Genomic DNA, 23,681 nt, shown 5'->3' on the forward strand with positions numbered 1-23,681 from the left:
GGGATTTATGGGGTATCTGAAGGGTAAAAGCGGCCTGATGCTGTATGAACGATTTGGCGATCTGAAGTTCAAATACCGCAATCGTGAATTCTGGTGCCGGGGCTACTACGTGGATACGGTAGGCAAGAACAAAGAGAAGATTAGGGATTACATAAAGAAACAGCTGGAAGAGGATAAACTGGGTACGCAGCTTTGCCTTCCCTACCCGGGTAGCCCGTTCACGGGCCGCAAGTAACAGAAATGCCGATGCCAGATTCGCTATGCGCCTGTTAGGGCGCTGCTGGTAACAGAGCCTTACAGGCGCAGATGAAGAACCACCGGCTAGGCCGGTGGGTTCCTTTTTTTTTGTATTGATTGATGTGGGGGGCGACAGTGTAAGAACCACTCAGTAGTGATGCGGAGGAGGTATGTGCTGTCCATGATGTGACGGAGGTGGTGTCACCGGTCCCCGATGATGAGGATGGCAACCATAAAGCCCTACGGACAGGGCCAAAACAGCCAGCAATAGAACCAGACGACGCATATTTTTCCTCCCTAATAGCCCTGTTTTTTCAGGTATTCATCAAGTGCTTCCCGCACTATGTCCACTTCTTTTCGGCGTTCATCGAAAGCATACTTTCGGAGGCGTTCCGACAATGACCGAGATATGTTGTACATTTTTCTCTGGTCATTTTTCTCGGGCAGAGATTCTTGTATTTCTGTATTTATAGTGTTCTGTGTTTTTGTATTACTAGAAGTATGTATTTCTGTAACATCGGGTTCCGTCCTGGTGAACAGCCCGCTGGGGCTCCCTTTTTTTACTTGGTTCTTCCCTCTATCCCCGAGTCCCATAGCATCCCTCCGTCCTTTCCAGAAATTCGGCGGCAAAGGCCGCATAATCTTTTGCGCCGTAACTGCCTCGCTTGTAGCTGAACACATCCTGCCCATTACTGGGGGCTTCCGCAAGGCTCACGTTGTCGCGGACGCGCGTCGAGAACAGCGCGTCTCCCCATTCGTCCGCGAGGGCAGCGGCCACATCTTTATTGAGTGTCTTTCGGGCATCAAAAAACGTCAGGACGAGTCCGAGGATTTCCAAATCGGGATTGAGATCTCGGACAAGCTCTGCCGTCTGCCTGATGAGCGCGAGTCCCGCCAGAGCGTAATATTCGACCTGTACCGGGACGAGCAATCCGTTCGCCGCATTGAGGGCGTTGACGGTCAAAAGCCCGAGAGAAGGCGGGCAATCGATCAACACGTAATCGTATTCGCCCGAAACAGAGGAGAGAGCTTTCTTCAACAGATTTTCCCGCCCCATTCGTCCGGCAAACGCCAGTTCCGCTTCTGCAAGCCGGATGTTGGCCGGAAGAATATCCAACCCCGTTTCCAGCGTGCTCTTCGCTCCAGCGATGGGGACGTTCCCTGCTAGGACATCGAAAACGGTTCGTTCCAGCGTTTGCGGCTCAAGACCGCAGGCATCGCTCAGATTCCCCTGAGCGTCCAAATCGAGTAACAATACTCGTTTTTTTGCATTTCTGGCAAGCTGAACACCCAGATTATGCGTCGTCGTTGTCTTGCCTACGCCGCCTTTTTGATTGGCTATTGCGCAGATATACATGCTTGTTCTCCTTGTAAGTATGTATTTATACTATTGCATGTATACGTGATATTGTAAATACATATTTATGTAAATAAGGATAGAGCATAAGACGCGAAGCGTCTTATGAAGGATTCCGCTGTGCGGAATCCTTCAGCAGCTCACCGTCCCCATCAAAAGAGGAAGAGGGTGCGCCGGAGGCGCATCTTCCGCGCCGTCGCTCGCTGCGCTCTCTCCGTCACGGAAGCAGGCCCTTTATTTCCAGATTTCTTTTTTGGCGTTGACACGCCTTTGAGCAGTTCCCCCCGAGGGCTTCTTTCACTTGGTGAAAGCCCTCGGGGGGAACTGCATAAAGGCAGGTTTCAACTCCAGGGAAAAACTCGCAACGTCCAAGGAGGACACGATGGAAAATCTGGAAATGGAAATCATCACAGCGACGAAGGTAGCCGACGAAGACCGGCTGAACTTCTGGCTTCGGCATGTAGGAATGGCGAAGATGCTTGCCTTTGAGCGGCATGTCTACTGTTGGATGCGGAGACTTTATCCGCATTATGACGGAGGATACTGGAATTTTTATGATTTGAGCAACGGCGGCTTTTATATAGCTCCCGCAGATGAAAAGAAGATGTGGCTCACATGGCCTGGAAATTATTTTAACGATGAAATGTCGGCAGATGCCGCCGGAATAGTCGTTACTCTCTATGCGCTTAACGATTTTGCCGAACAGATCAGCCCTGCTTTTGGAGAAAAGCATCGGCAGCTCTATGACTACATCGAGTCACATCCTGAAGCCCAGGCGATCTACGCGGCCATAGACTAATAAAAAGTCCTCTGCCGGAAGCCACCGGCAGAGGACATGAAAGGAATTCATGAGATGAACATCAAGAAATCCGATGAGAGACGATACGCGCAAGACGAGGGTTCCGTCAAATCCTATACGTTTTCGCTGCCCGGAGAATCCGAACCGCGCAGATGTACCTTTCAAGAAATGATGCGGATCATCAAGGAGCGTTGTCCGAACGGTAAGATGAAGGAGATCTTACTCGCCTAACCTGTTAGCCAGGGGCATCCCATTGGGGTGCCCCGTCATGGAGGTTGTCATGCGTGCTGTCATTTCGGGGCTGAGTACGGTCATGTTGTTTCTCGGCGCGGTATTCTGGCTTGGCGACGAATGGAGGTGGCTTATGGATTTCCTCCTTCAGCTTTTTCTGTTCTGTCTGTTGGGAAAGTTCATACTTGTGCCCGCGTTCTTTTTGGCTACGGCATTCAGGTCCGCACGGATTCTGTGTTTTGGCATTGCGCTTATGATCAGCGTCTTTATCCGCTGGATTGCCATACTGATTTTCGATTTCAGAGTGGACAAGGTGTTTCCTGTCGTTGAGTGCTGGCACGGTATTCCGTACACAATACTTTGCGCCTGGCTCGTCTATCTCGCGCTTTCGCGGACGTCGTTCATGGGATGGGGTTGCGGACGGCTTTCGGAGCTAGAGCGAAAAAAATCCGGCATTCCCTCGATGGCCCTGACTTTTTGTGCCCAATCGACATGCTCATAGGCTTCGAGGATCATCCTGGCGTTTTCATGTCCCATGATCTCTGCGCTAGTCTTGATGTCGGCTCCAGACCGGATGGAGTAGGTTGCGTAGGCGTGGCGCAGATCATATGGCCGGATAGCCCTGATGCCTGACTTCTGGAGTGCAGTTTTCCATGCGGCGGCTATTTTCCGGACCGGCTTTCCCGACCAGTTGATGACATATGGACAGTCCGCGTCTTGGTGTTGCCAGCGGGCGAGAGTGGGGATCAGATCCTTACGAATGGGAATGTCTCGTTTTTTCAGTTTGCTACCCTTGTTTGCGTTGGGCATACTGATGACGCCGTGTGTGAGGTCCACATCATCCCATTTCAGGGAAAAGAGTTCACTCGGGCCGATGCGGGCACCCGTATAAATGCCGAGTAGGATGACGCGCTGGACATGCGGGACAGCGACGCGCAGGAGTGCATTGAGTTCCGAGACGGTCGGCGGGGGAGTTCTTCTGGCTTTCCCTTTTGAAACGGAGCAATTCTCAATGGCTGAAGATAGATACCCTTCTCTTTTTCCCCAACTTGCGATTGAACGCAGCAGAGAAATCCGCCTGTGGATCGTGGATTGGGCCAGACCAGATGCTTTCTGGGATTTGCAAAAAGCCAGAATTTCTTTTTGAGTTATGGACGCTACTTGCTTGGTTCCTAGGGATTGGAGCAGAGGTCTCGCGTGATAGAGATCCTGCTTGATTGTTATCGGACGTTTTGAGCACAGGCTGAAGTGGTGATCGAACAGTTCCCGAATGGTGATGCTTTTGCGGATGGGCTTGGTTTGCGTGAACCGTTCCTTCTCTTTTGGGGATATGGTCCTCTGGATTTCGGAGAACGAAAGAGCAGACTCTTCAGATGCGCATTCGTGATGAAAAGTTGCACCTCGTACTTTCCACGTCACTATCCATTTTTTCTGGCGCATGGAATAACGGATTGTTGCCATAATCTTCCCTCCAAGGGGGAAATACTGTGACTACGCTCCATCCGTCAAAATTCGTATATGGTTTGCCTGGCCTGTCATCCCCCGGAACGTAAGGCACAGCAACCCCTTTTTGTCTTCCTACCAGTGTATCCGGAACTAGTTGGGGTTGTCTGAGGAAATAGTAGCACAGGATTTTGCAGAGGGTACGCAAGAGTGGCGAAAACGGTTTCTTGCGGTCCTCAACGGATGCTTCGCCTCAAGCGCCGTTCCTTTCGCTCTCCGTAAAGCTGGACAGACGCATTATCACTCAGTTAATTACGAAAGCCCCTTCCGTAGTTACTGTCCAAGAAGGAGAAGTGCCTTCTGTCGTAGTGTACGAGGCGGGCAAAGATCTTTTGCAGGTATTTTCCCGTGTTGTTGAACTTTTGGATACACCATCACGAATCCCGGTTTTAGCTCCCATGATTCTTCGTGAGAAAGAATACTGTAAAAATATCAATTATTATCATAAAATTATATTTAATAAGTGCATTTTTTACCCCTAAAAATAACCCCTAAAATTTGTGGATGATTATGGATTTATGTGAACAATACCGAACAAAAAGTAGATAATGCGATATTCCAAAAAAACTGAACACATAGTTTTGGGCGAAAGTGTCAGTAAAATCTTAAAGCTTGCCAGCCGTGTTTTGAAAGGAACATACTCAGCGCATAGAAATACGAAGTACATCGAATACCCTTTTTTGACCACAAACGTCTAGCGATCTAATGGGCTATATCCTCAAAATTGCAAAGCGCTTTTGGTTGAAAGGGCGAGATCTCCATGCATGTTGACTTTGCGATGGACTGGCATACAATCAATTCTCAGTCGGATATAGGTCTTTTCCTTCAGAATAGCCGCTTTTAGCTGTGGGGGGGGAAGTGTCAGATCTACTTTCAAAACGAAAATCTTTCGTTTTTCTATCGTTGCTATGCTTCTCTCTTGCGGATGTGCGTGATGGGTTAGGGCCTTTTTTGGGTGTTTATCTGCAAGGAGAAGGATGGCGGCCAGATGAAATTGGCTTTATAATGACTGCTGGCGGTTTGGCTGGCCTTGTATGCACCACGCCGTTGGGAGCACTTGCGGATTATACTAGGTACAAGCGCTCACTTCTGGCTTTCAGTATATTACTTATAGTAATCGCGTGTGGGATTATTTTTTTCTGGAGCGGAGCTCTTGCCGCAACCGGATCTAAAGTATTGTCTTGTGCTGCCGCTGCAGCGATAATGCCATCGCTTACAGGCATTACTCTTGGAATGACGGGACAAAAAGATTTTCCTGCGCGTCTTGGACGTAATGAGGCATGGAGTCATGCGGGAAATGCCGCAACAGCCTTGCTAGGTGGCATCATAGGGTATCACTTTGGTATTCCAGGCGTCTTCGTGGTAATGGCCTTAATGGGGGCCATGACCCTTTTCTGCTTATGGCGCATAAACCCGGCCAATATAGATTATGCTGTTGCCCGTGGCCTTGTTGCCGAGGAATCGGGATATACCCAATCGAAATCTGAAAGTTTCCGCTACCTATTTACAGACAAATCCCTTTTGGTCGTTGGCATGACGCTATTTTTCTTTCATCTCGGCAACGCGGCTTTACTTCCCCTGCTGGGACAATCGGCTGTAGCAAGATTCGATGTGAATGCGGCGTCTTATACTGCTGGTACTGTAGTTCTGGCCCAAGTAACTATGATTTTGACTGCGCTCTGGGGGGCGCATGTTGCTCAGAGAAAAGGTTATGGCCCGCTTTTCTACATGGCACTATTGGCACTACCCTTGCGTGGATGCATTGCAGGGTTATGGAATACACCTTGGAATATTATACCTGTGCAGTTGCTTGACGGCGTAGGGGCTGGTTTGCTTGGCGTCGCTACACCAGGCATGGTCGCCCGTCTTTTAGAAGGTGGAGGACATATCAATATGGGACTGGGTATGGTGTTGACTATCCAAGGAATAGGAGCCGCTCTCAGCAGCACTTACGGGGGACTTTTTGCACACCATTCGAGTTATGATGCAGCTTTTTTTTCTCTTGCAGCCGCTCCATGCCTCGGACTCTTGTTATTTTTAGCAGGAGTGCGATTTTTGCCTACCCTTCGTAATGCCATGCAAAACCACTAACTACAGTTTTATTATATATTATTTATCAACTACTTCATACGTATAGTTTAGCGATCTCCTGTCTGTAGAGTCTCTTTTTCAACTAGCTGGAGTTCTTTGACAAAGTTCCGAATCTGCTCTTGTGCAGGGTTAATATTAGCAATATATGGAGCAGGCGATTGTCACGGCTAGAACCCCTAATACCGTGCAACTGTTCAGAGAACGCTTTCTGTAAGTATATGTATTTCAGTAAATATCTATTTATGTAATTATATATAACAAAATGCAGGACAATGCCGCTAGAAATTCTTTCGTCGTTGTCCTTATATTTTGAGGTATTAACATTACAGATTCAGTGTATCCGGAACTGACCTCACTTGTGGGTTCGCGGGTGCCGGATTACAGGGGGTATTTCCTTCGAGGGGTAGGCGGAAAGAGTGCAGCTCTTGGTCAATCTCAGGGGGATGCCATGCAACGCATTACAGGCGGAATCAGAACCGCGTCGCAAAAAACGGATGAGGTTGGTGAAAATACTTGGGGTGCTTATTACGTTGCCTCAACGGGGAGAGGGTGTAATGTTTACCGGACAGGAGATAATGCGTGGTCGTACAAGGATACAGTTTTTGATTCGGGCAGAGTCGTCAGGACTGCGGATGAAACCCGTCCTATGAACCGCGCTGTTCGCTACCTCATCCGAGCGAAATAGCATCCAAAACGCCTTGGCTTTCCCGTCTATCCGGAACTGGTCACGCTTGTAGGCTCGCGAGTGCCAGACTACCGAGGCATATTCCTGCGTGGTCACGGCTCGCAGGTGTCCAGCCACTACGGCACCGTGACCCATGCCAGCGCGGGTCTGGGGGAGTTGCAAGGGGATGCCATTCGGAATATAGCCGGCAACTTTGGTGGCCATGCTATCGGCTGGAGAGGAGGTTTTGGGACCGGCCCATTCAACTCATGGGATTCGGGTGATCGGGGCTCTGCCGGGAATGGAACAGGTGCGTCGTGGGGGGTTGATGCTTCACGGGTTGTCCCTGTCGCCAATGAAAACCGTCCGGTTAATAGAAGTGTTATCTATTTCATCAGGGCTAAATAATAGGTAAAATGCCTGGCATTCCAGTATATCCGGAACTGGTCGCGCTTGTAGGCTCGTGCGTGCCGGATTACCGGGGAATTTTTCTGCGTGGCTACGGTTCCCAAGTCTCCAGCCACTATGGAACCGTGACCCATGCCAGCGCGGGACTGGGGGTGCTTCAAGGGGATGCGATAAGAGAAATATGGGGAAGCTATCCAGAGTTAATCAGTCCAGGGGAGTCTTCAGCATATGGAGCAATGGCGTATGGTGCTTCATGGTCTGATGGTGGCCACGCTACCAATAAAACTGATGGTTGGAGAAAGAGGAGTGCTGATTTCTATGCCTCTCGTGTCACTCCTGTTGCTGGAGAAATACGCCCGGCAAATCGGAGTGTGAAATTCCTGATCAGAGCGAAATAACAGCTAAAACGCTCTGGCTTTCCAGTGTATCCGGAACTGGTCGCGCTTGTAGGCTCGCGCGTGCCGGATTACCAGGGCGTGTTCCTGCGAGGCCACGGTTCACAGGTGTCCACCCACCACGGTACCGTGACCCACTCCAGCGCAGGTCTGGGGGAACTTCAGGGCGATGGGATACGTGAAATTTCCGCCTCATTTTCGACAGGTGGCCAACACGGAATAGGAGGAGCATCAGGGAGCTTTGGAGTCACAGGGGGACAGGGGTACGACTGGAAATATGGGGGAACAGGAAATACCTATTGGGGGGGAATATATTTTTATGCTTCTCGCGTTACTCCTGTTGTTGGTGAAATCCGTCCGGTGAATCGCGCAGTTAGCTACCTCATACGGGTGCGGTAACTTGCCAAATTCCTCGAACCTCCTTATCTTAAAACACAAGAGGGGCGGTAAGCGCACGACATACCTACCACCCCATGAGCGGGGTCCTTTTTGGCACTCCCCGGTGACAAAACAGATGTTTTCCCACTAGACAAGCAAAGCCCCAACAGTATTTCACTGTTGGGGCTTTGCTTGTCTAGTGGGCTGTTGCTAGCCTAGGAAAGTATCCCACAGCCCATTAATTGTACGATACATTGTTTAGGTAAAATGAAACTTGCCAATTTTATCAAAATTATTTATTTTTTTAAAAACGACTAGATATCATCTAATATAAAATATCATCTTTGTTATTGATTGCTTTTTTGTATAAATATTTTTATAGAAAAAATAATTAGGAGAATGAAGATGGCAAGAGTTTCAATTGTAAATGAAATTTGTATTAGAAGCCAATTTAGTACAGTAGAAGTTTATACTTTTCCTATGAAAATAAGGGATGTTCTCGCAATAAAATATGTAGCTGTACGAGGTCGGTCCAAAGAGGAAGGGGCTGTTCAACGTGTATTAAATAGGAGACGTATAACGTCTATCAAGGATTTCGTGTTGTCTGGAAATAGATTTTTTAATACATTTATTTTAAATTGGACTAATAAAGAATATTCTCCTGAAATTATCACTAAAAATGGCGTGTCATATGTAGAAATTCCAATTTTAGAAGAATCTGCACAAGTTATAGACGGTCAGCACCGTTTAAGTGGTATTGAGGAAGCTATAAAAGAAAAGGCTAATATAGCAGAAGACAGTATTCTTGTTTCTTTGTGCCTTAACCTTACAACTAGTGAAGCTGCTAATATATTTTTGAATATTAATTCAGAACAAAAACCTGTTCCTAAAAGTTTAATCTATGATTTATTTAGAGAAGTATATGATACTGAACATTTATCGATAAATAGAGCTAATGATATAGCTCAAGAGCTAAACATAAATAAAGAATCTCCTTACTACCAAATGATTCAATTTCCTGGTGCAGCTAGAGGTGCTGGATTTATCCCTCTTTCTACTGTTGTCACAGCTTTAAAGCCTCATTTGGAGCCTCATTCTGGTATTTTTAATAAGGTAAAATTATATACTTTAGATAATCAAAAAAATGTTATATTTAATTATATTAATTCTATCAAAGATGCATATGACAGATCGGGTATATGGAATAATAAGACAAAAAATCCATTTATAAAAAGTTCTGGATTTAATGGTGCTATAGACTTTTTAGTTGGTCGTCTTCTTTTTAAATGTGCAGAAAAAAAGTCTTTTACGAAAGAAACTTTTAGCAATATGATATCCCTCCAAGATAATCTAATTTTAGATGAAGATATCAAACGTATGGACGGAAAATCAGCTCGTAAAGCTATAAAAGATCATCTTGAAAGACTTATGACTCATGATTTTGCAGGTGAAGAAGACTATGATATATGAAAGATGCTCTGTGTTAGATTTTTTTCATAGAAAATTATCTTATCCTGCACAAGATGAATATAAAAAACAAAAAACTTATTTCTTTCATTAAAATTTACTCATGAAGACATTATTGAGTTAAAAGAGTCAGCAAAATTAGATTCTATTTGTTATTATCAAAAAGGCATACAAACATTATGTGAAGCGATATTGAATATCGATAAAAGTCTTTATTCATGGGCTACTGTCAAACTATACTATTCTATATTCTATTTTTTACGTGCTACAACTATTTGCTATAATTATATTATAGTTAGATGGGTAGATCTTTACTATATACAATTATTAATCAACAACAGTCCAACTAACAATTTATTATCAAAAATAAGAAATGATCATGCTTTTACATGTTGTTTTTATGATAAAATAATAAACAGTAATGACATATTCAATACAAACTTAATAGAAGATAAACATCCTTATAAATGGATAAGGGAACAAAGAGAATATACTAATTACAAAAAGAAATATTTTACAGACCCATCTCCTTGGGAATATTGGATAAATTTTAATAGGATTAGTACTCAAAAATTAAAAGAATACATAAATTTGTTTATTGAAGATGCACATTCCAGAGAGTTTTTATATTGTTTTCAACCGGAGTATGCATGCTTAGCACTTCCTATTGCGAGAGCGATAGAAACAAGAAGACTTTTAAATAATTATATAAATTGTCAAGATGAAATTTTAAATAATGGTAAGATATTTTTAGCTCAGATAGATAACCATAATTTGTTGAATCCATTACTTGATATTCTTATTAGCCATTAGAACAAATTTCAGGATTATCACTTAACTTTAATTCTTGGTAAAGGTTGTCTTGCCAAATGTTCAATCGCCTATCTTAACTTTATAAAATAATATTGGAGAGGGTATTTATATCAGTATACTCGGAACTGGTCGCGCTCATAGGGTGGAACGTACCCAATTATAGAGGATATTTTCTCCGAGGGGTTGGCGGAAACAGTGTAGCTCTTGGCATCGAGCAACAGGACGCAATGCAGCGCATCACGGGGGGAATTAGGACAGCATCCCAAAAAACAGATGAGGTTGGAGATAATACATGGGGTGCCTATTACGTTTCAGCAACCGGTAGGGGATGTAATGTATACAGGACAGGAGATAACGCATGGTCTTACAAAGACACCGTATTTGACTCTGCCCGAGTCGTCAGGACGGCGGAAGAGACTCGTCCCATCAACCGTGCAGTTCGCTACCTCATCCGAGCGAAATAGCATCCAAAACGCCTTGGCTTTCCAGTCTATCCGGAACTGGTTGAAGCTGTAGGCAGCCGAGTGCCCGATTACCGGGGCGGTTCCTGCGTGGCATCCAACCCGGCCACTCCGTGGGCGAGACAGTGGCCAACACGCTCAAAAGCCACAACCACACACAACCCGCATACACATTCGTTTCCCGGCCAGCTCGGTTAGACAAAGAAAATAACACATGCCTTTGCGCTACAGGTGAAGAAGCACTAGATATATTCTGTTCCGGTCAACATATAAAAAAAGGTTGCAAATATATCACAAAAAGTATTATTTTCATATGAAATTGCTACGCCGTGATAGGAGGGTGAGATGCGTGTTTTTTTATCCCATAGTAATAATGATAGAAAAGGATATGTAGAATATGTTGCCAACAACCTCAGTTCTGATGAAGTGATAATTGATACACGTTCATTTATTCCCGGACGATCATCTTCTGATGAAATGACTAGACTTGTTGAAGAATGTGATATTTTTGTTTTATTTATATCTTCTAGTTCATTAGAGAATAAAAATGTTAAGTATGAAATAAGTCAATATAAAAAATCGTTTTTTAACGATAATAAAAAATTTATTCCTTTAATAATAGAAGATGGGATTAAATATGATGATTGCAGAATTCCTAAATGGATGCGAGATTATAACCTTAAAAGAGTTTTTAGACCTAAAAAAGCTGTCGCATGCATTGATGAAGTTATAAGACTGATGACGTGGAAAAAATATGAATTTATTAAACGAAAGGATTCTATATTTATAGGAAGAAATGAATATGTTGAGAAATTTGAACGTCGATTCAATGATCGGACTCTTGGCAGAGCAATATGCTATTGTGTTTCCGGCCTTGAGGCTATCGGCAGGACATCTTTCTTGGCATATTGCCTAAAAAAAGTAGGAAAGATCAGGAAAGAATATACTTTTCAAGGTTTTGCTCTTAGTTCTACAGAGAGCATAGAAGATTTTATATTTAAACTCGATGAACTGGGTGTAGCTACGCCTGCGGTGATAGAAAATTTATCGACTAAAACGGTCGACGAAAAAATTCAAATTGCGTCTAGACAGTTAAACAACTTCATTGAAAATGACGAAGTAGCACATATCGTTGATAACGGTTGTATCATAACAAGCAAGGGTAATATAGCTGAATGGTTTAAAAAAATGTTAGAAAATATAGAAGGCTCTAATGTAGGAGTCAAGCTCGCAATTTCTTCAAAATACAAATGCTACGATCTTCCTTCTCCAAAAATTTGGAATATTTCTATTCCTGAACTCTCTCCTTTGGAGAGACAGTGGCTTTTGGAGGCCTACATTAATCTTTTTGGTGTCTCTCTTACAGATGCAGAGTTCGAGACTTGCCTAAACTGGCTTCAAGGGTACCCTCAACAGGTCTTAGTTTTAGCCCAGGGATTGTCAGAACAAGGTTTTAATACAGTAAGAAAAAAATCAAATGAGATTGTTTGGTTTAATATGAGCAAGATAGACGGAGTATTAGCAAAATACTCCGACGATGACAGAAAAATGTCTTTTATTGCAACCCTTGCAAAGCCTGAATTGGTAAAAGTTAGTGACATCCTATATTCATTTGGAAATGATAATTTTTATAAAGATTTAATAGCAGATTTACTTTTACTATCAGTATGTGTGTCGGATGGTGTCTCAAACGAATATATCAGAATGAATGATACAGTACGAGATTATCTAAACAGAAAAAGGTTTAAAATTAACGATGATGCTTTTAGTAAGCTTAAAGAGAAAACTATATCAGATTTTATAGAAGATAAACATGGTATCCCTGATTCTTCTGAGTTGTATTTTTATATGAATGAAGCTATATTGGAGAAAAAATATATTGATAATAGATATATATTTCCTTCGCACTTTTCGAAGTGTATGCAAGACATATACAATAAACGAGATAATGACAATGAGGTCATTAGGATAGCTGAATATTTAATATCAAAAAAGAACTATATCGATATCAATATTTTGAAATCAGCATATTACTACTTATGTTTAGCTCTAGCCAGAAAGAGAGATAGACAAGTTATACAAAAATCTATTCATTTAGATACGGCAGATAAACATTTTGTTCGTGGATTCTACTACAGAAAGGTACGTCATTGGCTTGAGGCAATTAAAGAACTCAATGAAGCAATATCTTGTAACAGGAAACATAGGAGAGCAAAAAGGGAACTTGTTATAGCCTATCTTAGGCTTTATGAACACGATAAAGCATTTCGTCTTGCAAAAGAATCATATGATGATGACCCGTCAAATATTTATTTTGCTCAAGCATATTTCAGATGTTTACTTTCAAAGTATATAAATGATAGGAACATGGAAACTGAAGAGATTATGATTAATATTATTAATGTAACTGTTGCTGGTGACGACGAAAGAGACCAAAGCATGTTTGCATGTATGAAAGCAGAATATGAGTTCTATATAAAAAATAACTCAAACAATGCTTACGATATACTTAACAAGTGTATTGATAATTATCCTAAAAATATACATACATTATTCACTAAATTTAACATTGCAGAAAGAGATAATAATATTGTCGAAATGAATCAAGTGCAAAAAATCATTAAAGATAAAATTAAAGATTTAGAACAATATGAGGATGTGCTTATCAGAAATGATATTCTTATTCTTGCACATAGTGGAATGCAACGCAAAGCTGTAGAGGAAATAGAAAACCTTCCATATGATTATTCAGAATCATACAGAGACAAACTGAGAGAGGCTGTCACCAGAGTCGTACGATAGCGTGTGAGCTCTGCTTACCCTTTCCTTTATTTAAGATGTCAATAAAACTAATCCGGCCTAAAATTAGATATCTCTATACAAAGTTAAGCCAATATTTTGATCTAGAGCGCAAAGCAGTATAGTGCTTCATGGTCTGCCACGCTACTAATAAAATTGATGGTTGGAGAAATACAAGTGCTGTTTTCTATGTCTCTCGTGTCACTCTCATTGCGGAAGGAATCCGTCCGGTAAATCGCGTAGTTCGCTATCTCATCCGGGCGAGGCCACTTGCCAAATCTCCCGAACCTTCTTATTTTAAAAAATAAGAGGGACGGCAAGTGTTGCTAATACCTGCCGCTCCAGTGCGAGGGAGCTTTTTGGGGATTCCCCTAAGTAGAAACTTGGTATTTTCCACTGCACGGCCCCTAACAGTCTGCCACTGTTAGGGGCTTGCTTTATCCAATGGGCTGGTTCTTGCTCAGGAACTCGTCCCTCAACTCGCGAACAGCCGAACAAGGGCAGTCCAAACAGCGGCCTTTGCTAGCATACGGAATCCGTACATGGTGACATGGAACCTCCTTGTAGTCCCCCGCTGGTGACTGAGTAGGGAAGTCCCGTCCCGGAAAGTACACAGGTACGCCTCCTATGGCAAGGCTTCCAAGCCTGGCTGTGCCGAAGGATTATTTTCGTTTTTCATATAAAAAATACATAAGTACATATTTATATGAATATGTACTTATGTATTGACATATTGCCTAAGCATACCGAGAATATTCTCTAAAATTTTGTTTATATTTTAAGCTGTTATTCTTTCAATGCCAGTGTATCCGGAACTGGCTGCACTTGTGGGTTCACGAGTGCCCGATTATCGGGGCATCTTTTTGCGAGGTCTGGGTTCTCAAACAAGTACGCACTATGGAACCGTGACACATTCCAGCGTGGCGCTTGGCCAGCTTCAGGGTGATGGTATTCGGGAGATTTCGGCCTCTTTCTATACAGGGGGGCAACACGGAATAGGAAGTGCTTCGGGGGGATTCGGTGTCATAGGAGGCCAAAACTATGACTGGAAATACGGAGGGTCTGGGAATCATTATTGGGGAGGAATAGACTTTTATGCCTCTCGTGTTACGCCGGTTGTTGGTGAAGTCCGCCCGGTGAACCGCGCAGTTCGCTACTTCATCCGGGCCAAGTGACTTGCCAAATCTCTTCGAACTCCTTATTCTTCAAAACAGAAAGGGCCAGAGTGCGACAACACTCTGACCCCCGGCATGGGATGGTTCTTTAAGGGCCTCCCCTCCGGTAAAAGGGTTACCCCAATTTACCCGATGGAGACCCCCAACGGTGTTCGCAGCACTGTCGGGGGTCGCTTCATTCCATCGGGTTTGCTTTTAGCTCAGGATTTTACCATGAGCCAGCTTGCCAGACGGGAGAACGCGCCCCACAGGGCCGCTTTCGTCACCAGCCTGAGTAGATGGTACATCCGCCGTTTGCTTGGCAACTTGCCTCCTTTCCATCCCTGCCTGCGGAGAGGAGGCCCCGTATTGCCCCTTGCGGGACTTCGGCACCCTACGGACATATCCCCCAGAAATCAAGGTACAGCAAGCTCTTTCTGTCTCCCTGTCAGTGTATCCGGAACTGGTCGCGCTCATCGGAATTATCAGGGCGTGTTCCTCCGGGGATACGGAGGACAGACAAGCTATCACTATGGCGCGGAGGACATTGGAGCGCGAGGCTAGGCGAGCTGCAAGGGGATGGAATACGAGAAATATGGGGAGAGCTTTCCTATCTGCCCCGAAGCCGCGATGGAGAAGTGGGGCAGTCCGGTTCACTGGCCTTTTGGAACGAAGGGCGGAATCAATGGATGAATGACGCGGGTAAGGCACCATCAGGTGCAATGAACTTTTATGCGTCTCGCTCAACTCCGGTTGTTGGTGAAATCCGTCCGGTGAACCGCGCAGTTCGCTACCTCATCCGGGCGCGGTGACTTGCCAAATTGTTCGAAAGTCCTGATCTTAAAAAGCAAGAGGGACGGCAAGTGCGTCAACACCTACCGTCCCATTGCGCGGGGTCTTTTTCGGGACTCCCCTGGTGACAAAACAGATGTTTTCCCACTAGACAAGCCCCAACAGTCTTGCTCACTGTTGGGGCTTTGCTTTGTCTAGCGGGCTGTTGCTAGCCTAGGAAAGTATCCCACAGCCAATTAAACAGCCGGACAAGGGCAACCCAAACAGCGGCCTTTGCCCGCATACGGATGAATCCGTACATGTGGCATGGAACTCCTTGTAGTCCCCCGCTGGTGACTGAGTAGGAAAGTCCCGGCCCGGAAAGCACACAGGTACGTTGCCCATGGCAAGGCTTCCAAGACTGGTTCTATCAAAGGATTATTTTTTGCTTTTCATACGAAAACACATCAATACATATTTATGTATTGATGTGTTGCCTAACCGCATCGAGAGAATTTTTTCGTGTTTAGCTTATATTTTAAGCTGTTATTCTTTCCATGCCAGAGAACTCGTAATTGGTTAGGGAGTATAGGGTATACACCTTGAATTACGCGGAACGGTTCCTCAGAGATACGGAGGGCAGATCAGTTATTACAATGGTGTTGTAAGGACACTGGAGCGTAGAGCTAGGTGTAAGTACACCTAGTATATCTGTTTCCTGACGAGAATAATCTCCTCCTTGCTACTCTGGTTTCAGAAAAGATGCGGTCTTCCCAAAGGGTGCGCACCCTTTGGGGGAGACCGATTCATGTATTTCCATTTTGTCAATTTCAACGAACCTCCTCCCATAACAGTCTGTTCAGTCTGATTTTTGGGGCAGGTTCGCTCTCTGTAATATAACGTAGATAGATTATCCTGAGTAATATACTCTCAAATCAATCTTTCTTTTCCCATTTCCACAGGCCGTGCTTTCCACAGTAGGCGCGGGCTTTCATCACATGCTCGACTGGGGGGAGGAACCATGATTCCGGCTCGTCGTCAGCCTCCAGGAAGCGGCGATGATGCGCCCCGCAAAAACTGATGATTTCAACCCATTCGATGGCATGGTCTTTCTTCATGGGATGACCACCCATACCACCTACTCGGACGATGCTGTGGTTATCGCTGTCGCCGACCACAGAAAGGGTATGCTTTTTCTGGACAGCCTCGTCGGTGTTGTACTCCAGCGTCTCCATGGCCTTGCCGCAGCAACTGGGCGTATCTTTGCCAGGCTTGATGATCTCGATCATGCAGCCGCATTCGTTGCAACGGTAGATGGAAAACTGTTCAGACATAATACCCTCCATCAAAAAAATGGTTAAAAAGGTTACATTTTCAAGTGAACCTGTTCTAAATTTGAACATGTAAAAGAGCATCCTCATTCCATAGTGAGATATGGATGTCCAATCCAGCTGTCCATTTAAATGGTATTATTGAAATTATCTTCAATCTAACCAAATGAATGTAGGCGGGACAAAGTGCCAAGGCAATCTCCTTTTTCTAGAGTTAGACCAATATGATAAATAGAAAAAACAGTAGTATGAAGGCCAAGAAGTCCTTGATAGACATTCGCTGAATAGTATAAGCGACTCCGGAATTTATTTTTGTTCCAGTTTTTTGAGGTAGAGAGTTACAATTATACTATTTATATGCATAAATTATACCACACAAGTATTTTTATTGAAACTGAAATGAAATCAAAATAATAGTCTGTGTAACATATTGAATATTTGCTTTTTATATGAAACTTATTGGTATGTTGCCGCAAATGTGACCAGTTATCCTCGGCAACGCCTTGATTATGACAAAAGCAGTTCTTTACTTTTAATGTCCGCCCAATGTGTTTCTTAAACGGCACAGTTTGTTTTGATACGCGAGTGATTTTGGAACAATTCCCGGTTATGATGAGCACAACTTGCCCATGAGAGAAGCATAATGGATTGTCTGTGACCAGGTAAGCTGCAAGGGGATACCATTTGCATCCTTGGTTACTGGTTGGAGCTGTTTCTGAACCTTGATGAGTGCCTGCGCTAATTTGCGTATCTACTCTGAACAAAACAATTCCATCTGCTCCTCCTGAATATAAAAAGGCCTGCCCGGGAAATCCTGGGCAGGCCTTTTTAAAAAAACTGCTAATTCAATATAGTATATATCTAAACTAATAATCACAAGGTATTTCATCGAAAACGGAAAGCTTTTATTACACTGATTGCTTCGATCTCGGAATCAAAGATAGCTTCTTGACCTTCATCAGGAACCATCGACAGGATATTCGCGCAGAACTTCTTTCCATTGGAGGGCATGTGTTATGGCAAAAATAACTCCATTTACGAGCAGCGCGTCAACACGCGGGACCCCATGGGGCAGAAGAAAATATGGTTTGATCCCTCAAACTGCTTGTAGGAAAGGTAAAAGAGAGCACCCATAGATCACCTCTTGGAGCCATAAGGCCCCCTTGCGCACATTTTGATAATGGATGAATCCTAAAACCTAGTGCCCCCTTGACAAGGGTCACATACTCGCATTAGATATATCACATATTAGATCTAGTCAAACATCGCTCTTCCCAAGCTACTCGACGCACATGCCGAATGAACATTCCATACTCTATAACATTCTGTAACAATTATATTTATATGCAATTTAGCACGTATGGGATAGCACCATTTTCATGCGATTCCACCTTGGCAATGAAGTAGCATCCCCTTCATGCAAAAGTAAAAACAAGTCAGCCCATGGCCGTGTACTCTGGAAGAAATTACAATAAACAATCTTTGCGCTGGTCTTCTCTCATTGGTTCGTCGACACTGGCGAGCCTCAAAAAATGGGTTGCTTCCATACAAATTGGCTCTCTACTAGACTAAGTCTGGTAGGATCTTTTCACCTCCATGCAAGGGGAACGACAATGATGGTCAGCTATGGACGATGCGCACAGAAGATATGCCGTATTTTTGCAGAACATCTTGGCATCACTGAAAAACAGGCTCTAGGGATGAGCGCGCCCTTTGGCTGCGGTCTGGGCCATGCCGAGACCTGCGGCTGTGTCGCTGCCGCCCTGTTGGTGCTCGGGCTCCGCCATGCTCCAGAAAGCATGGAAGACGCAGAGAAAATGGCTGCCGTTCTTCAGGAAAAAAGCAGCGAATTCGAAAAACGCTTTGTGGAACGCTGGGGCGGCCTTACCTGCAAAGCTATCCTGAAGACCGACATTGCCGCCACGTCGACAGCTATGAAAGAAGCTGCGGAGGCTGGCCTCTTTGCCACCATTTGCGCACCCATGATCGAGGATACCTGTACTATACTAAAAGAAATGCTTGAGGAGAAGGTATAGCCGTGCCCTGCAGGCGGAATTGTCCGGCTGGGGGCGAACGTTTGATAGCGCATCCCCCGGCGGGCATGCCCTGCGCCCGTCGCGACAGGCTGCGCTCGAACCTGATGCGGGTGGCCGGGGCTGCGCTGTTCGGGCTGGGGCTTTGGGAGATTGTCGCTCTCACCGTGCAGTCCATGCGCGGTATTCCCTTTCCCACACCTTTTGACTGCGCTATCGGCCTTGTGCAGCTCATGGGCGGCTCGCCCTTTCTGGACTTCACCATCTACGAACACACGCTGGCGAGCTGCGCCCGCTGGGTTTCCGGTTTCGTTCTGGCCTACGGGGCCGGTATCGCCTATGCCTTCGCCGCGTTCTGGTGCCCGCTGTTCCGCGCGGTGAGCATGCCTACTGTTGAGGTGCTTCAGCTCATCCCCGGGCTGGCATGGGTCCCGGTGGTCATCCTGCTCTTCGGACTCAGCCCGGCTTCCACGCTCGCCATCATCGTGCTGACGACCTTTCCCGTCATTGCGGTTTCGGCGGCCATGGGCTTCTCCAGCGCGGATACCGATCATGTCCGCGTCGGGCTCATGTGCGGCTATGGCTTCTGGGGTCTGCTGCGCAGCGTCTATTTGCCCAGCGCCCTCCCGCATATCCTGAGCGGCACGCGTATCGCGTTGGGGGTGTCATGGCGCGTGCTTGTCGCCGCCGAGATGGTGGTCGGCTCCGGCGAAGGCCTAGGTTTTGCCATCATCCAGTCCCGCTGGACCATGGACTATGTGTCCGCCTTCGTCTGCATCATTATCATCGCCCTCATCGGACTGGGCCTTGAACGCCTCATACTTCTGCCCCTTGAACGCCGTACCATCAAACGCTGGGAGATGAGCCATGAACGCTGACATCCTGTATCTTGCCGGCGTACGCAAGTCATTCCCCGGCCCGTCAGGGCGCGGGCAGCTCGAAGCCCTGCACGTATCCGAGCTGACCGTGCGACGAGGCGAATTCCTTGCCGTGGCTGGCCCGAGCGGCGGCGGCAAATCCACGCTTATCAACCTCATCGCCGGATTCTTTCCACCCACCGAAGGCACCATCCTGAAAGACGGCAATCCCCTGCATGGCCCCGGCCCGGATCGTGTGGTCGTGTTCCAAAAGCACGCCCTTTTCCCGTGGTTCACGGCTTTCGAAAACGTGGCCTACGGTCTGCACAGGCGGAAGCTCCCTGCAAAAGATCGCCAAACCCGGGTGGAATATGCCCTGAACATGGTCGGGCTCTCCGATTTCTCTCAGGCTTACCCCGCGTCGCTGTCCGGCGGCATGTGCCAGCGAGTGGCACTGGCCCGAGCATTGGTTCTGCGGCCTGACATCCTTCTGCTGGATGAGCCCTTCGCCTCGCTGGATGCCATCACGCGCATCAGGCTTCAGGACGAGCTGCTGCAACTGTGGGAATGCCACGGTTGGACCGTCATTCTGGTTACGCATAATCTGGACGAGGCCGTGTATATGGCGGACCGCGTCGCCCTGCTGTACCCGCCGCCGCAGGGGCTGAAACGCGTCCTTACGGTCGACATTCCTCGGACAAGATCTCGCAATAATGCGAAATTGAAAGAAATATCCGGACGTCTGGCGCAGGATCTCGGCGCAGACGCCTGCAACCTTCAATTAGAGGAGAATCCTGATGCGTAAGCTCCATGCCTTCTTTGCCGCCGCTCTCATGTGCGCCATTGCCGTGGTTCTGTGCGGTGCTCCCGTTTCCGCCGAGACCACCTGCCGTCTCGCCTACACTGCCAAGGTACAATACGCCCCGCAGATCCTCGCCCTCAAGAAAGGCTGGCTTTCAGCTCCCGGCGTGGAATTCAAAGCCATCGATTTGGGCATGAGCACAGGCATTGCCGCCGCTGAAGCCGTGGTCAGCGGCAGCGCGGATGTGGCCGTCATGGGCGATGTCCCCGCCATCATCGCACTGGCTTCCGCCCGTCCCTGCGTGCTGGTCTGCTCTTACGGCGGCGGTGAGGACATGCACTCCATCATCGTTTCCGAAAAGTCCGGCATCAAGGCCATCGAAGATCTGGCGGGCAAACGCATCGGCGTTCACTTCGGCTCGAGCACGCATGGCGGCATCCATCGCTTCCTTGAAAAGCATGGCTTATCCTCCTCGGTCAAACTGGTGAACACTCCCCAGAAGAACCTCGTCGAAGCCCTCATCAGCGGCTCCATCGATGCGGTTGCCGCCTCTGAACCGGCTCCCTCTTTGGCGTTGGACAAGGTCCCCGGCTCCCGCCTGCTGACTACCCTGCACGGACTTGGCAACGACTACCCTCTGATGATGGTCGCCACCAAGTCATTTGCGGACGCCCACCCAGAAGCCTTGAAGGCCCTTGTTGAAGGTACCCGTAAGGGTGTGGATTACATCAAGGCCGATCCCGACACAGCCGGTACTGAGCTCAGCGCTTCCACCGGGACCCCCGCCAAGGTGGAGCAGCGTACCCTTCGCAAGCTGGCGTGGGAAGTCCGCCTCGATGACGGTATCGTGGCCAGCCTCGAACAGACCGCAAATTTCCTGAACAGCATCGGTCGCCTGAAGAAGGTCCCGGACATCCGGGGCATGGCCCCGACCGACTTCGTGAAGTAACCCTTCCGGCCCGAAGAGCTGAGAATCCTGTACGGGGTATATCCCTTTCCGTGCATGGCTCTCAGCTTTTTCGCCCCCAATGCCCTTTGCCATCTGCGCAACCGTATGGAGAAACCATGTTCACACGCCCAGCCGATACTCTGGAAGCCTTCTCTGTCTTCCTCAACGAGCTCTCCGCCCGCACCATGCGCGGCGGAGAACCCTCTCGTGAAGAGATACTCTACCTCCTTGAAACACCACCTGATTCTCCGCAAAGCGAACTGATGCGGAAGAAAGCGCAGGAAATGGCCATTGAGCTCACCGGTAATACGGGCCGTGTTTGGAGTGCCGTGGGCATCGATCGGCGAGCCTGCCCCATGAACTGTGAGTTCTGTTCCTTCGGTGAGAAGTGGGGCCTCATCAAAGACGAGTCCGAATGGCCGGATGAGGATGTGGTGAAGACAGCCCGCTTGTCCGTGAGCGGTGGGGTGTCATGGTTCACACTCCGGACGACCGAATTTTACAGCGTTGAACGCCTGATGGCGCTGGCACGCAAGGTGCGCGCCGAAGTCCCCGGCGATTACGCGCTAGTGGTCAATACCGGCGAACTCGACGCGGAAAAGGCCCGGCAACTGAAGGACGCGGGCGTTACGGGCGTCTATCACACCCTGCGTTTGGGCGAAGGGGAAACCACCCGTTTCGAGCCCGCCACACGTCTGGCCACCATGTCGGCCGTGTGCGACTCGGAACTTGAACTCTACCATATGGTTGAGCCGCTCGGGCCTGAGCACGGCAACGAAGAGATCGCCGACCGCCTGATAGCCTCCCGTGACTGCAAGGCAGCCCTGAGCGGCGTGATGGCCCGCGTCAATATCAAAGGAACGCCTTTTGGGGACAAGGAGCCTGTCAGCGAATCCCGCGTGAGCCAGCTGGTGGCCGTGAGCCGTATCTGCGGCGGCAGCTCCACCCGTGATATCTGCGTAGTGCCGCCGACAAAACGTTCCCTACAATCTGGAGCCAATGTGGTGACCATCGAAATCGGTTCTGTACCGCGCAGTGAACTCACAGAGCACGGCACGGCTTGGAACGGCTTTGGCCTAAAAGAGGCGCTAGAACTTTTGCAAAGTGCCGGGTATATGGTCAACAGGCTTGAATAACATATTTTCCGAGAGGCTCTTTTCCCCGAAAGAGCCTCCCTTGCCTCCCAAAACATCGGAGGGAACCATGCTTGAGGAATTTCATTACCGTCCCATCGGCATCATACGCAGCGAGCACACCGATCCTGCAAAGAGCCCCATTCAGCCCTGCTACGCTGAAGGCTGTCTCGGCACAGTGGAAATTTTTCCGGAATACACTGAGGGCCTCAACGATCTTGAAGGCTATTCGCACATCTATCTGCTCTATCACTGCCATAGAGCAGAGCCCTCCCCTATGATGATCGCGCCTTTCATCCAGAAGACAAAACGGGGCCTGTTCTCCACCCGCGTTCCCGGGCGCCCCAATCCCATCGGCATGAGCATCGTACAGCTACTGTCACGAGAAGATAACGTACTCCATATTGAGGCTATCGACGTACTGGACGGTACTCCTCTCTTGGACATCAAACCCTATTCCCGCCGTATAGACTGCGTAGAAGGCACGCGTAATGGCTGGCAGGATGAGGTGGACGACACCAAAGCCCATAAAATGGGTAGTCGAAATGGAGCATGATCGCGTAACTATTTTACGACTCTCTACTCTGAACGAAATATTTTTTATTAAGAGTATGTTCGGCATTGTTTTTGATGTGGAAAAAAGTTGGACGTCCCGAATTATCAGGGAGTGTTCCTCCGGGGATACGGAGGACAGACAAGCTATCACTATGGCGCGGTAGGACATTGGAGCGCGGGGGGTAGGCGAGCTGCAAGGGGATGGAATACGAGAAATATGGGGAGAGCTTTCCTATCTGCCCCGAAGCCGCGATGGAGAAGTGGGCCAGTCCGGTTCACTGGCCTTTTGGAACGAAGGGCGGAATCAATGGATGAATGACGCGGGTAAGGCGCCATCAGGTGAAATGAACTTTTATGCGTCTCGCTCAACTCCGGTTGTTGGTGAAGTCCGCCCGGTGAACCGGGCAGTTTGTTACCTCATCCGGGCCAGGTGACTTGCCAAATCTCTTCGAACTCCTTATCTTCAAAACAGAAAGGGCCAGAGTGCTGGTTA

18 protein-coding genes are annotated in these 23,681 nt (G+C 47.2%); 14 read left to right on the top strand and 4 right to left on the bottom strand.

What is annotated here, in order from left to right; translation table 11 throughout:
* Nucleotides 1-235 (top strand): IS200/IS605 family transposase (locus T370_RS0114595; protein WP_029436151.1); only part of this gene is annotated, 235 nt, incomplete at its 5' end.
* Nucleotides 236-814: 579 nt separating this feature from the next.
* On the opposite strand, the gene T370_RS0114605 is transcribed toward T370_RS0114595, so the two are convergent.
* The gene (locus T370_RS0114605) at nt 815-1,594 is read right to left on the bottom strand and encodes a ParA family protein (RefSeq protein ID WP_029436153.1); all 780 of its coding nucleotides are present in this window, start codon (nt 1,592-1,594) and stop codon (nt 815-817) included.
* A gap of 382 nt (nt 1,595-1,976) precedes the next feature.
* On the opposite strand from T370_RS0114605, the gene T370_RS0114610 reads away from it, so the two are divergent.
* Both T370_RS0114610 and T370_RS25545 read left to right on the top strand, forming a co-directional pair.
* A complete protein-coding gene (locus tag T370_RS0114610) occupies nt 1,977-2,393 on the top strand; it encodes an antirestriction protein (protein WP_029436154.1) in 417 nt (138 codons plus the stop codon).
* Nucleotides 2,394-2,447: 54 nt separating this feature from the next.
* Nucleotides 2,448-2,624, top strand: coding sequence for a hypothetical protein (locus T370_RS25545; RefSeq protein ID WP_169739157.1), 177 nt, complete (start codon nt 2,448-2,450; stop codon nt 2,622-2,624).
* Nucleotides 2,625-2,628: 4 nt separating this feature from the next.
* Here the strand turns inward: T370_RS25545 and T370_RS25085 are convergent, their stop codons facing one another.
* Entirely contained in the window at nt 2,629-2,964 is a 336-nt protein-coding gene (locus tag T370_RS25085; RefSeq protein ID WP_156034431.1) for a hypothetical protein, read from the bottom strand.
* Between the two features lie 35 nt (nt 2,965-2,999).
* The gene (locus T370_RS23710) at nt 3,000-4,085 is read right to left on the bottom strand and encodes a tyrosine-type recombinase/integrase (RefSeq protein ID WP_051643859.1); all 1,086 of its coding nucleotides are present in this window, start codon (nt 4,083-4,085) and stop codon (nt 3,000-3,002) included.
* A 209-nt stretch (nt 4,086-4,294) separates the two neighbouring features.
* Between T370_RS23710 and T370_RS24450 the strand changes: the two genes are divergently transcribed.
* The 5 genes from T370_RS24450 to T370_RS0114645 all read left to right on the top strand — a co-directional run bounded on the left by T370_RS24450 (nt 4,295) and on the right by T370_RS0114645 (nt 13,606).
* Nucleotides 4,295-4,609: an AraC family transcriptional regulator gene (locus T370_RS24450; RefSeq protein ID WP_248604269.1), complete on the top strand. Its 315-nt coding sequence runs from the start codon at nt 4,295-4,297 to the stop codon at nt 4,607-4,609.
* A 376-nt stretch (nt 4,610-4,985) separates the two neighbouring features.
* Nucleotides 4,986-6,218 (top strand): MFS transporter, encoded by a 1,233-nt coding sequence (locus T370_RS0114630; RefSeq protein ID WP_029436156.1) that lies wholly within the window; start codon nt 4,986-4,988, stop codon nt 6,216-6,218.
* Nucleotides 6,219-8,468: 2,250 nt separating this feature from the next.
* On the top strand, nt 8,469-9,533 hold the full coding sequence (locus tag T370_RS23715; protein ID WP_156034432.1) for a DGQHR domain-containing protein: 1,065 nt from the start codon (nt 8,469-8,471) through the stop codon (nt 9,531-9,533).
* A gap of 189 nt (nt 9,534-9,722) precedes the next feature.
* A complete protein-coding gene (locus tag T370_RS25090) occupies nt 9,723-10,343 on the top strand; it encodes a hypothetical protein (protein WP_156034433.1) in 621 nt (206 codons plus the stop codon).
* Between the two features lie 806 nt (nt 10,344-11,149).
* Nucleotides 11,150-13,606, top strand: a complete 2,457-nt coding sequence (locus T370_RS0114645; protein ID WP_081847565.1) for a toll/interleukin-1 receptor domain-containing protein — start codon at nt 11,150-11,152, stop codon at nt 13,604-13,606.
* A 2,857-nt stretch (nt 13,607-16,463) separates the two neighbouring features.
* Here the strand turns inward: T370_RS0114645 and T370_RS0114655 are convergent.
* Complete coding sequence (locus tag T370_RS0114655) at nt 16,464-16,862, bottom strand: desulfoferrodoxin family protein (protein ID WP_029436158.1); 399 nt, start codon at nt 16,860-16,862, stop codon at nt 16,464-16,466.
* Between the two features lie 1,610 nt (nt 16,863-18,472).
* Between T370_RS0114655 and T370_RS0114660 the strand changes: the two genes are divergently transcribed.
* From T370_RS0114660 to tsaA, 6 genes are all read left to right on the top strand, one after another.
* Entirely contained in the window at nt 18,473-18,895 is a 423-nt protein-coding gene (locus T370_RS0114660; RefSeq protein WP_029436159.1) for a C-GCAxxG-C-C family protein, read from the top strand.
* 65 nt (nt 18,896-18,960) lie between these two features.
* Complete coding sequence (locus T370_RS0114665; protein WP_029436160.1) at nt 18,961-19,770, top strand: ABC transporter permease; 810 nt, start codon at nt 18,961-18,963, stop codon at nt 19,768-19,770.
* The gene (locus tag T370_RS0114670; protein WP_034506625.1) at nt 19,760-20,554 is read left to right on the top strand and encodes an ABC transporter ATP-binding protein; all 795 of its coding nucleotides are present in this window, start codon (nt 19,760-19,762) and stop codon (nt 20,552-20,554) included. The genes T370_RS0114665 and T370_RS0114670 overlap by 11 nt, the downstream gene beginning before the upstream one ends.
* Nucleotides 20,547-21,500 (top strand): ABC transporter substrate-binding protein, encoded by a 954-nt coding sequence (locus tag T370_RS0114675; RefSeq protein WP_029436162.1) that lies wholly within the window; start codon nt 20,547-20,549, stop codon nt 21,498-21,500. Before T370_RS0114670 ends, T370_RS0114675 begins: the two co-directional genes overlap by 8 nt.
* 116 nt (nt 21,501-21,616) lie before the next feature.
* The gene (locus T370_RS0114680) at nt 21,617-22,636 is read left to right on the top strand and encodes a biotin synthase BioB (RefSeq protein WP_051643860.1); all 1,020 of its coding nucleotides are present in this window, start codon (nt 21,617-21,619) and stop codon (nt 22,634-22,636) included.
* A 40-nt stretch (nt 22,637-22,676) separates the two neighbouring features.
* On the top strand, nt 22,677-23,189 hold the full coding sequence (gene tsaA, locus T370_RS0114685) for a tRNA (N6-threonylcarbamoyladenosine(37)-N6)-methyltransferase TrmO (protein WP_211250526.1): 513 nt from the start codon (nt 22,677-22,679) through the stop codon (nt 23,187-23,189).
* Nucleotides 23,190-23,681 lie beyond the last annotated feature (492 nt).

The sequence above is a fragment of the Bilophila wadsworthia ATCC 49260 genome, from assembly GCF_000701705.1.
Classification (GTDB): Bacteria; Desulfobacterota; Desulfovibrionia; order Desulfovibrionales; family Desulfovibrionaceae; genus Bilophila; species Bilophila wadsworthia.

Bases quoted from the DNA above. Each gene is read 5' to 3' on its own strand.
- T370_RS0114605 (WP_029436153.1), bottom strand. From the start codon at position 1,594: ATGTATATCTGCGCAATAGCCAATCAAAAAGGCGGCGTAGGCAAGACA.
- T370_RS0114610 (WP_029436154.1), top strand. From the start codon at position 1,977: ATGGAAAATCTGGAAATGGAAATCATCACAGCGACGAAGGTAGCCGAC.
- T370_RS25545 (WP_169739157.1), top strand. From the start codon at position 2,448: ATGAACATCAAGAAATCCGATGAGAGACGATACGCGCAAGACGAGGGT.
- T370_RS23710 (WP_051643859.1), bottom strand. From the start codon at position 4,085: ATGGCAACAATCCGTTATTCCATGCGCCAGAAAAAATGGATAGTGACG.
- T370_RS23715 (WP_156034432.1), top strand. From the start codon at position 8,469: ATGGCAAGAGTTTCAATTGTAAATGAAATTTGTATTAGAAGCCAATTT.
- T370_RS0114645 (WP_081847565.1), top strand. From the start codon at position 11,150: ATGCGTGTTTTTTTATCCCATAGTAATAATGATAGAAAAGGATATGTA.
- T370_RS0114655 (WP_029436158.1), bottom strand. From the start codon at position 16,862: ATGTCTGAACAGTTTTCCATCTACCGTTGCAACGAATGCGGCTGCATG.
- T370_RS0114660 (WP_029436159.1), top strand. From the start codon at position 18,473: ATGATGGTCAGCTATGGACGATGCGCACAGAAGATATGCCGTATTTTT.
- T370_RS0114665 (WP_029436160.1), top strand. From the start codon at position 18,961: ATGCCCTGCGCCCGTCGCGACAGGCTGCGCTCGAACCTGATGCGGGTG.
- T370_RS0114670 (WP_034506625.1), top strand. From the start codon at position 19,760: ATGAACGCTGACATCCTGTATCTTGCCGGCGTACGCAAGTCATTCCCC.
- T370_RS0114675 (WP_029436162.1), top strand. From the start codon at position 20,547: ATGCGTAAGCTCCATGCCTTCTTTGCCGCCGCTCTCATGTGCGCCATT.
- T370_RS0114680 (WP_051643860.1), top strand. From the start codon at position 21,617: ATGTTCACACGCCCAGCCGATACTCTGGAAGCCTTCTCTGTCTTCCTC.